The sequence below is a fragment of the Rhodococcus sp. NPDC060086 genome (assembly GCF_042730275.1).
Classification (GTDB): domain Bacteria; phylum Actinomycetota; class Actinomycetes; order Mycobacteriales; family Mycobacteriaceae; genus Rhodococcus.
Map to the genome: position 1 here is coordinate 36758 of NZ_JBHWWZ010000039.1, position 8830 is coordinate 45587.

7 protein-coding genes are annotated in these 8830 nt (G+C 65.7%); 4 read left to right on the forward strand and 3 right to left on the reverse strand.

Annotated features, from left to right (window positions below; translation table 11 throughout):
- Positions 1 to 21: 21 nt before the first annotated feature.
- The 3 genes from ACFWB0_RS19180 to ACFWB0_RS19190 all read right to left on the reverse strand — a co-directional run bounded on the left by ACFWB0_RS19180 (position 22) and on the right by ACFWB0_RS19190 (position 3644).
- Positions 22 to 807 (reverse strand): YncE family protein, encoded by a 786-nt coding sequence (locus ACFWB0_RS19180; protein WP_378492046.1) that lies wholly within the window; start codon positions 805 to 807, stop codon positions 22 to 24.
- Positions 808 to 893: 86 nt separating this feature from the next.
- Entirely contained in the window at positions 894 to 2408 is a 1515-nt protein-coding gene (locus ACFWB0_RS19185) for a carotenoid oxygenase family protein (RefSeq protein WP_378492047.1), read from the reverse strand.
- Between the two features lie 15 nt (positions 2409 to 2423).
- A complete protein-coding gene (locus ACFWB0_RS19190) occupies positions 2424 to 3644 on the reverse strand; it encodes an acetyl-CoA acetyltransferase (protein WP_378492048.1) in 1221 nt (406 codons plus the stop codon).
- 149 nt (positions 3645 to 3793) lie between these two features.
- Between ACFWB0_RS19190 and ACFWB0_RS19195 the strand changes: the two genes are divergently transcribed.
- The 4 genes from ACFWB0_RS19195 (at position 3794) to ACFWB0_RS19210 (ending at position 8793) form a co-directional block, all read left to right on the forward strand.
- Positions 3794 to 4735 carry a winged helix-turn-helix transcriptional regulator gene (locus ACFWB0_RS19195; RefSeq protein WP_378492049.1) on the forward strand — a complete coding sequence of 314 codons (942 nt, stop codon included), beginning with the start codon at positions 3794 to 3796 and terminating at the stop codon, positions 4733 to 4735.
- A 97-nt stretch (positions 4736 to 4832) separates the two neighbouring features.
- Positions 4833 to 6077 carry an acetyl-CoA C-acyltransferase gene (locus tag ACFWB0_RS19200; protein ID WP_378492050.1) on the forward strand — a complete coding sequence of 415 codons (1245 nt, stop codon included), beginning with the start codon at positions 4833 to 4835 and terminating at the stop codon, positions 6075 to 6077.
- 41 nt (positions 6078 to 6118) lie between these two features.
- The gene (locus ACFWB0_RS19205; RefSeq protein ID WP_378492051.1) at positions 6119 to 7852 is read left to right on the forward strand and encodes a class I adenylate-forming enzyme family protein; all 1734 of its coding nucleotides are present in this window, start codon (positions 6119 to 6121) and stop codon (positions 7850 to 7852) included.
- Entirely contained in the window at positions 7849 to 8793 is a 945-nt protein-coding gene (locus tag ACFWB0_RS19210) for an NAD(P)H-dependent flavin oxidoreductase (protein ID WP_378492052.1), read from the forward strand. Before ACFWB0_RS19205 ends, ACFWB0_RS19210 begins: the two co-directional genes overlap by 4 nt.
- The last annotated feature ends 37 nt before the right edge of the window (positions 8794 to 8830 follow it).

The following is an 8830-nucleotide window of genomic DNA, read 5'->3' on the forward strand; positions in this document are numbered from 1 at the left end:
CGAATTTCGGGACAAAAAGATCTATCCGCGCACGACGGTGACTGCTCCGCCCCCGATGTTGGTGACGAACACGTTGCTGGTGCCGTAGTCGAGGGAGCTGACCGGATCGGGTTTCTCGACCACCTGCGACACCGTTCCCGCACGATCCACGACAGTTACTGCCGGACCGAAAAGGTTGGTGACATACACGTTGCCGGTGATCGGGTCGGTGACGACCATGCCTGGCGGAGCCGGGATCTCAGCGGGCAGTTGCCCCCTCGCGTGATCCCAGTCGACCACGTCGACCGAGCCCGTTCCGATGTTGGTGACGAACACACCGTCGTGACCCGCGTCGAGTTCCAGCTGCGGCAGCTCCTCGGTTGTGGCCGCAGCAGGTTGCGGACCAGGTTGTGGACGCGGCGCAACCGAGTGGCGGTCGACCGTGACGGCGCCCGTCCCGAGGTTCGTGACCGCGATGTTGCCCACGCCCCCGTCGACACGCATCTCGAGCGGAGCGTCGGCAACATGGTTGCGGCCCGGCTCGCGGCCCTCCGGATGCACGACGTGTACAGCTCCCGGCCCGACGTTGGTGATGCAGGAATTGCCACTGCCGCCGTCGACTCCCAGCAGTCTCAGACCGTCGAAGCCGAAAATCGGTGCCACAGGCGGTGCTCCGTCGATGGACACGACGCCACCGCCGTTGCGAACGCAGTCGCCGAGTGGATCCGCTGCGGCCGTCGGCGCCGCCAGTACGGCCATCGCGGCGGCACCGGCGCCGACCGCGAATACCGCCAGTGGCCGTGTCGTGACCTTTCGCGTCGCGCTCATGCGCAGAACCATAACTGCTCGTTCACCTGGCGGCAGCGGAACTATCGAGAGCGAGTCGGGAACGAAAGAAACCTGCGGCCGCCGAGTTACATGCCCAGGGTGTCCACCGCACGATCCGCGTCACGCCAGCCGGGGATCTGTGCTCCCGGCGCCCACGTCGAGTGCGTTCCCGAGCTGATCCGTTCCGGAAGCCGGACCCGGGCGAGCGGACCGTCGGAGAGACGCTGCGCGTCGAAGACCAGGCACTCGGAAAGGTCACGGTTCATGTCGACCGTCATCGTGACGAGATATCCGTCGTCCTCCCCCGTCGATCCGACCCGCGGAGCCATCACGGTCTCACTGCCGAAGACCCCCTCCCCCAGAGAGAAGTGCTCTTCGGCACCAGTGACGGTGTCGTGCCGGACGAGACCGTCGAACAGGAACCAACCCGGTTTCCCCGTCGCAGCGTAGGTGTAGCGGTGCGCGATGCCGGCGTGAACGGGGTTGATCATGCCGAACTCGCTGATCCGGTCGGAGAGCCGCTCCTCCGTTACCCCGCCCGTGCGCAGATTCAGACGCCAGCGATGCAGATGCGTGCCCATCCGATCGAGCGCGAGGAAGCGGAACATCCGCTCGTACATCGACCCGTTTCCGGTGTCCTCCGGCTCCGGGGTCTCCTGGTGGAATCCTTCGAGGACGATCTCGTCGCCGTTCTCGTAAGCGTTGGTCCAGTGCAGCACATAAGTCGATGCGGCCTCGAACCACACAATTTCGCTGCCGTCACCACGACGCGGGATGACACCCAGACGCATCGGCAGATCAGGCTGGAACCGCGACACGTATTTGCCCGCCGCGAGGGCTTCCGGAACCCAGAACAGCGGGCAATCGTTGAGGATCGCGTAGTTCTCGGTGAACGCCATGTCGTGGGGTAAACGCGGGCCGGGCAGCTCGATGCCGGTGTAGTGGACGAGATCATCGTGGGCGTCGACCACCCCGTAGTTCATGTACGGCGCGTCGGTGCCGTAGTTGAAGAACAACATCTCGCCGGTCCGCTGATCGGGCTTGGGATGCGCCGAAACGCCGAGGCTGGAGGGGAATCCACCACCCCACTCCGATCGCCCGAGAGTCTCGCCCGACACCGGGTCGACCCGGTACAGGTCTCCGCACTGCCAGAAACTCGTGAGCGCCACCCCGTTGTGGAAGGCGACATCGGTGCTCGATGCATCCTTCATACGGCCGCGGGCGCACCAGCCGTCACGCTCCGACTTCGCTGGATTCTCCGCGATACCCGCCCACAAGGCGCGGCCGGCCTGCTGCTCAGCGGTGAACCCTTCCGTCTTCACGAACCGATTCCGGTAGAACGCTTTCCCGTCGCGGAATCCCGCGATGTGCACCATGCCGTCGCCGTCGAAGGGGTGATAACGCCCCTGCTGGGCAGGGTGCACCGGGTTCTCGGTGTTTCTGATGTACACGCCGTCCAGGTCGGCAGGCAGATCGCCGATCACTTCGAGGTCGTCCGCCTGGTACTCCGTGTGCTGGGGCCTCCATGGCCCGGTGCGGTACGGGTGGTCGTCGTCCGCTGGCAACGTCGACAGTGCCCGACCGAGAATCTCGAGGTCCATCCATCCTCCTTGGTATCAGCCGATGATCAGGGAAACGGTTGTGGTGGTACTCCCACCGAAATTGAGCGTGGCCGCACGACGTGCGCCGTCGACCTGGTAGGCACCGGCCGTACCGGTGACCTGCCGGTGGCAGTCCAGTGCCATCCGCACTCCGGTTGCCCCCACGGGGTGACCCCCGCCGAGCAGACCCCCGCTGGGGTTCATCGGCATCCGGCCCCCGATCTCGAGATCGCCCGATTCGACGGCACGCCAACTCCCTCCGGGTTCCGTCAGTCCGAAGTGGTCGATCGCCAGATACTCACTGACACTGAAACAGTCGTGTGTCTCGATCAGATCGACGTCGTCGACACCTCGGAGTCCCGCTCGTCCGAACGCATCGTCGATGGTGTCGCGCAGGTGCGGGAACATCAGTGCATCACCGGAACTGCGTGCGAGCTTGTCGTCGAGTGACAGGCCGACGGTGCGGTGTCCCCAACCGAGGATGCGGGAGCGCGGCCGAGCGTCGAATGCCGGGTTCCGCTCGGCGTAGCGGTCGCTGACGAGGACGACACCGGCGGCACCGTCGGTGAGAGGTCCACAGTCGATCCGACGGAGACTCCCTTCCACCAGCGGGTTCTCGATGTCGTCTGCGGTGAACGACTCCGGGGAATAGTGACGGGTGCGAGTCTGAGCATTGGGGTTGCGGCGCGCGTTGCGGATGTTCAGTTCGGAGATGCTCCACAGGTGCGCGGGGTCCAAGCCGTAACGGTCACGGTATTCATCGGCGATCCTACTGAACATGTAGGGCCACATGTACTTCGCATCCTGGCCTTCCCGGCCGACCCACGCCGCGGGGCTCATGTAGTTCGTGCCGATGTCTCCTGGCACGGTCTTCTCGACCTCCACTCCGACAACGAGCGCGGTGTCGTACCGTCCGGATTCGAGGTCGGCCATCGCGGCGAGGATCGCCAGCGAGCCCGAGGCGCAGGCACCCTCGTGTCGAGTGGCGGGAACATCCCACAGCTCGGGAATCATCGAGGCCGGCATCGCACCGAGATGCCCCTGACCGGTGTAGAGCTGACCGAAGGCATTCCCCACGTGGACCACCTCGATATCGCCGGCCGCGATGCCTGCATCGTCGAGGGTGTGCGTCGCAACCTCGGCGGTGAGGTCGCCGATGTCGAGACCTTCCCTGGTGATGTTCCGAGAGAAGTCGGACTGGTGGCCGCCCGCGATCCATACCTGCGCAGAAGTCATGTCGTGTTCGCTTTCACATTCGACGAAGCGGGCGTGAGTTGTCAGAGTGATGGAGTGACGTCGCTGCCGTCCGAGCCGATTCAGTACAGTTATTGAAGCACTACGGTTCGCGTCCCGCAATGGGCCATTACCAATGGAAGAGGTGAACCGTGAAGCCCGACAGCCGCGGCGAAGCGACCGCCGTCAACCCGGTCGCCGCCACGCTCGATCTCCTCGGAGACCGGCTCAGCCTCGCATTGCTCGGTCACGCTTTCGTCAGCGGCACCACTCGGTTCAACCAGTGGCTCGACCTCACCGGCGCCCCGCCCTCCGTCCTGACCGGCCGGCTACATGCCCTCGTCGATGCGGGGGTTCTGCGCCGCTCGCCACGGCTCGGCGCATCGGATCGACACGAATACCTCCTCACCGACCTCGGCAACGACACCTGGCAGATCCTCGTCGGCATCTGGGGGTGGCAACGGGAATGGACACCCGAGGGTGCATGGCAACCCGACCTGGTGCACACCACCTGCGGCCACCGCGGACCGGCCGCAGTGATGTGCCAGGACTGCGGCGCGACCGTGACCAGTAACGACACCGACATCGAGATGGACGCTCGGACCGTCTGGACGGTGACGTCGGGTGCACGGAGACGGTCCACACGCGGGCCCGCCCTCGATGCTCCGCAGGCAGACATGCAGTTCAACGCGGTGATGGAAGCACTCGGCGACCGTTGGAGCGGAGCGATCACCGGCCTCGCCCTGTCCGGGGCACGACGCTTCGGGGAGTTCCGCTCGGCACTCGACATCTCACCCACCACCCTCACCGATCGGCTCACCCGTTTGTGCGACGCCGAGATCCTCACCCGGCCCGCCGGTGCGCATCGGGAGTACCGGCTGACCCCGCGCGGTCGCGCACTGTTCGGGGTGTTCGTCTTCCTGATCCGGTGGTCCATCCGGGCATATCCCGACGCGCCGAGCCCTCTGCGGATCATCCATCGTGCCTGCGGATCCCTCCTGACACCGGTGTTGAGATGTCGAGGCTGCGACGAACCCGTCGATCGCACCACGGCGCGAGTCGAGTCGGTGGCTGTGCGACCGGCCAACACTTGACAGCGCAGAGCGCCGCCGGTATCACTACATTACCTGTAGTGATGTGCGCCACCGATGGCGAACGCATCGCTTCGCCCTCGCCGAAGGTGTCCCTCCTGTGCCCCGAAACACCCCGCCCCGCACCGCCACCGCCCTCCGAAGGAACACCGCCCTCCGAAAGAACACCGCGTACATCTACGACGCCGTCCGCTTACCGAGGGCACGCGTCCGACGCCACGGCGGCACACTCGCCGGTATACCGCCCGTCGAGCTGATCGGCCGACTTCTCACCGCGCTGGGAGACCGCTCACCGGTATCGCAGGTCACCGACGATGTGATCCTCGGGATCAGCACCGTCACCGGCGAACACGCAGGCGACCTCGCGCGCGCCGCCGTGCAGTGGGCCCGGTGGCCCGATCACGTTCCCGGAGGAGTCGTCTCACGGCTGTGTTGTTCCGGCCTCGACGCACTCGACAGTGCCGCGGCACGCGTGTCCGCGGGCTTCGCTCGGGTGATCGTGGCCGGCGGAGTCGAGTCGATGTCACGGGTGCCGATGCTCTCGGATTCTCCCCCGATCGCGACGGACCCGGATCTCGGCGAACGTACCGGGTTCGTCACCATCGGAGTATCCGCGGACCTGACGGCCGCGCGATACGGCTTCTCCCGCGAGGTACTCGATTCCTATGCAGTGCAGTCACACCGAAGGGCCGCTGCGGCTCCGCCATCGCCCGCCGTGGTCCCCGTGAGGACCGGCGGTGCCGAGCTGACATCCGACGAAGGGATCCGCTCCGACATCACACTCGAGGATCTTGCGGTGCTGCCCGCGCTCTTCGGTGACGATCCCGCTTGGGAGCGGGTGGCCCGGCAGTTACCGGAGTCACCGCGTCCGGGCACCGGGTTGCACACCGTAGCCACCGCGCCTCAACTTGCGGATTGTGCATCCGCCGTGGTGATCGGGAATGCTGAAGCAGGCTCGGTGCTGTCGCTACCGGCGCGAGCACAGATCGCCGGAACTGCGCACACTGCCGTCCGCTCCCCACTTCTCACCGCACCGGTCGAGGCATCACGGCGGGCACTCGAGATGGCCGGACTCACACCCGCAGACCTCGACATCGTCGAAGTGAACGAATCCTTCGCTGTCACACCGCTCATGATGATCGCCGAGCTCGACATCGATCCTGCCCGAGTCAATGCATGCGGTGGCGCACTCGCTGTCGGGCACCCCCTCGGCGCAACCGGCGGAATCCTCGTCGCCCATGCCCTCGAACAGCTCGAACGCACCGACGGTGAGCATGCGCTCGTGACCATCCCCGCTGCGCTCGGGCTCGGCGCCGCAATGGTCTTGCGACGAGTCCGACCATGAACCCGGCCCGCCCCGCAGGGGCGATGACGAAAGGTACGCCGATGTCCTCCTCACTCTCGACGTCACGCCCAGACCACGTGCGTCATCCGGCAGACAAGGTGTCCGACTACCTTGCGCGTGGGTGGTGGCAAACCGAGACACTGACCGATCTGTTCGAGGCGTGGGTGGAACGTCGACCGGACCATGCCGCAACCACCGACCCCTCGAATCTGTCCGATCTCACCGGTGCTGATCCACAGTCGATGACGTGGGCCGAATTGAAGGAAAGCGTTCGCCGTATCGCGGCCGTGCTCTACGCCCACGGAATCCGCAAGAACGACACGATCGCGGTGCTCGTCCCGAACTCGATCGCGCTCACCACAACGTATCTGGCACTGTGGCAGATCGGCGCCGTGGCCACGCCGATGCCCGTGTCGTATCGACGCAACGAGTTCTCCGGCATCATCGAGGCCTGCAACGTGGTGGCAATGGTCACCACCGGCAGGTTCGGCGACCGATTGCTCGCGACCGAAGCCCTCGAACTCGTTCCGGCACACGACAGCCTCCGCACGGTGTTCGCGTTCGGCCCGGATACCCCCCTCGGCGCCGTGGAACTCGGGTCCCACGACATCCCGGACGATCTCGTCATCGCCGCCGATACCTACACGGCCGGACTGCGACGGGCCATCAGCGACCGCGTGACAGTCTGCTGGACCAGCGGAACCGAGGCAGCACCCAAGGGAGTACCGCGCTGCCACGCAGACTGGCTCGCCATCGGCCAGGGCGTTCAGGACGGCCTCGAAACCACCGAGGAATCGGTACTGGTCAACCCGTTCCCCCTGGTCAACATGGCCGGGTTTGCGGCGGCGCTGTTGCCGTGGCTGATCGGCGGAGGACACCTCGTCCATCACCACCCGCTCGACATCACCGTGTTCCTGCGCCAGATCGAGCAGCACCGCGCAACCCACACGACGATGCCGCCCGCCATCCTCACGATGCTGTTGCAGCAGAACGAACTCCGCACCGCGTTCGACCTGTCGTCGTTGCGACGTGTGGGTGCGGGCGGCGCTCCCCTGCCGCCCTCGGTCGTCGCGGCATGGCAGAACGACCACGGAATCGAGGTCATCAACTTCTTCGGCTCCAACGAAGGCGTCTGCCTGCTCGGAGCTCCATCGGACATTCCGGATCCCGAAGTCCGCGCCCAGCACCTCCCGCATTATGCGGCACCGGACCGGCAGTGGACGGTGCGTCTGAGCCGTAGCACCGAGGTGCGGTTGGTCGACCCGGTCACCGGCTCGCGGGTCGACACCGTCGGCGGTCGCGGCGAACTTCGCTTGAAGGGCCCTACCGTGTTCGCCGGGTACATCGAAGGATCTACGGCCGCAACCCCATTCGATGAGGACGGGTTCCTCTGCAGCGGCGACATATTCGAACTGTGCGGTGACGACGGCGAATATCTGCGCTTCGTCGACCGGAGCAAGGAGATCATCATTCGCGGTGGTATGAACATCGCACCCGCCGAAATCGAGGGTCTCCTGCAGGATCATCCGGCTGTCGCCGAGGTTGCGATCGTGGGCGTTCCGGACGAGACCCTGGGTGAGAAATGCTGCGCCGTCGTCGTTCCGGCCCCAGACACGGAACCGACCCTCGCCGACCTCGTCGCTCACCTACGTGCGCGTGAGGTTGCCTCGTTCAAACTGCCCGAACGTATCGCGCTCGTCGACACGCTGCACCGCAACCCGGTCGGCAAACTGTTGCGACGCCACATTCGCGCCGACCTTCTGGAGAACCGATGACCTCGTCCGCATCCGACCTGCTCTCCAGACTCCGAGTACCGGTGGTCGTCGCACCGATGTTTCTCGTCTCGGGACCCGAACTCGTCGTTGCAGCAGGCGCAGCCGGTGTGGTCGGGGCATTTCCGACTCCCAACTGCCGCACCACCGCCGAACTCGACGAATGGATGGGCACGATCACCGATTGCCTCGAGGCTGCCGGTCCGCTCGATGCTCCGTGGGCCGTCAACCTTGTGACTCACAGCTCCAATCAACGACTCGGCGACGACCTGAAACTGGTGGCCGAGCATCGGCCTCCTGTCGTCATCACTGCTCTCGGTCCTCCGGCGCCGGTAATCGACACGGTCAAGGGATACGGCGGTCTCGTACTCGCCGACGTCTCGACCGTTCGATTGGCCCGCAAGGCTGCCGGGTTCGGTGTCGACGGCCTGGCCTGCATCGCGGCCGGCGCCGGTGGCCACACCGGACACCTGTCACCATTCGCATTCGTTTCCGCCGTAAGGGAATTCTTCGACGGCCTGGTCGTCGTCGGTGGTGGGATCGCCGACGGCTGGGGTGTGGCGGGAGCCGTCGCTGCGGGAGCCGATCTGGTGTACATGGGTACTCGTTTCCTGACCGCTGCGGAGAGCATGGCACCGAGCAACTACAAACAGATGGTGGTCGAACATGCATCGGACGACCTCATCGTCAGTTCCGGAGTCACCGGCACCCCCGCTTCCTGGCTGCGGCCGAGCCTGATCGCCAACGGGCTCGATCCCGAGGCGCTCACCGCTCCCGCGGCACGTGACTACAACGCCGCGGGCGACGTTCACGGTCGGTGGAAAGACATCTGGGCAGCGGGCCAAGGGCTCGGTCTCATCGACGCAGTCGAGCCGGTCGAGGCCATAGTCGCGCGGATCGAGAAGGATTATTCGGCCGCAACATCAAGGTTCTCAGCCCGGTAGGGTCTGGAAATGGATGGGGCCGCGCACCGGAATCCGG

Coding starts and splice junctions, on each gene's coding strand:
- ACFWB0_RS19180 (WP_378492046.1), bottom strand. CDS start 807: ATGAGCGCGACGCGAAAGGTCACGACACGGCCACTGGCGGTATTCGCG.
- ACFWB0_RS19185 (WP_378492047.1), bottom strand. CDS start 2,408: ATGGACCTCGAGATTCTCGGTCGGGCACTGTCGACGTTGCCAGCGGAC.
- ACFWB0_RS19190 (WP_378492048.1), bottom strand. CDS start 3,644: ATGACTTCTGCGCAGGTATGGATCGCGGGCGGCCACCAGTCCGACTTC.
- ACFWB0_RS19205 (WP_378492051.1), top strand. CDS start 6,119: ATGTCCTCCTCACTCTCGACGTCACGCCCAGACCACGTGCGTCATCCG.
- ACFWB0_RS19210 (WP_378492052.1), top strand. CDS start 7,849: ATGACCTCGTCCGCATCCGACCTGCTCTCCAGACTCCGAGTACCGGTG.